Genomic DNA, 1,085 nt, shown 5'->3' with positions numbered 1-1,085 from the left:
CGCGGCGCTGACCTGGCCGCGCGACGGCGTGCCGCGGAACCCGGGTGCGTGGCTCACGACCGCGGCCCGCAACCTCGCGCTCGATCGGCTGCGTCGGCGCGGCGTCGAGGCCGACAAGGTCAGGGAGTGGATCGCGATGCAGGACGCCTCCGGGGGTGCCGACGGCCCGCCCGACCCGGCGGACGTCGTCGCCGACGACGAGCCCGCCTGGGACGACCGGCTGCGCCTCGTGTTCACGTGCGCGCACCCCTCGCTCCCCATGGAGTCGCGCGTCGCGCTGACGCTCCGCACGGTCGGCGGCCTCGACACCGGTGAGATCGCGCGCGCGTTCCACGTGCCCGAGGCGACCATGGGGCAGCGCATCTCGCGCGCGAAGCGCAAGATCCGGAACGCCGGCATCCCGTACCGCGTGCCGACCGCCGACCTGCTCCCCGAGCGCCTCGACGGGGTGCTGGCGGTGCTCTACCTGATCGCCAACGAGGGCTACCTCGCCTCGCACGGCGACGACCTCCAGCGCCTCGACCTCGCCGTCGAGGCCATCCGGCTCACCCGGCTCCTCGTGGGGCTGCTGCCCGACGCCGACGAGGCGCGGGCGCTGCTCGCGCTCATGCTGCTCCAGCACGCGCGCTCCGCGGCGCGCATCGACACCGGCGGCGACCTCGTGCCGCTGCCCGAACAGGATCGCGCGACGTGGGACGCCGCCGAGATCGGCGAGGGCCTCGCGCTGCTCGCGACCGCGACACCGGCGGGAGGCGCAGGTCCCGCCCCTGCCGGGCCGTACCGCCTGCAGGCGGAGATCCAGGCCGTCCACGCGCAGGCGCGCACCGCCGACGAGACGGACTGGCCCGCGATCGTCGCCCGCTACGACGCGCTGGCGATGTTCGCCGACTCGCCCTTCGTGACGCTCAACCGCGCGATCGCGCGCGGCATGGCGTTCGGGCCGCAGGCGGGCCTCGACGATCTCGCCCTGCTCGAGGCATCCGGCCGGCTCGACGGCTACCACCTCCTGCCGGCGGCCCAGGCCGACCTGCTGCGCCGGCAGGGCGAGGCGGATGCCGCGGCCTCCCGCTACCGCGACGCGATCG

General features: G+C 76.0%; 1 protein-coding gene. It reads left to right on the top strand.

Features of this window, described 5'->3' with window-relative positions; genetic code table 11:
* A partial coding sequence (locus ESO86_RS17440) for an RNA polymerase sigma factor (protein ID WP_129236011.1) occupies positions 1–1,085 on the top strand: 1,085 nt, incomplete at both ends.

The sequence above is a fragment of the Agromyces binzhouensis genome, assembly GCF_004135055.1.
In the GTDB taxonomy this organism is placed as follows: Bacteria; Actinomycetota; Actinomycetes; order Actinomycetales; family Microbacteriaceae; genus Agromyces; species Agromyces binzhouensis.
The sequence above is the reverse complement of the archived record's forward strand: the minus strand, read 5'-3'. Positions and strand labels throughout refer to the sequence as shown.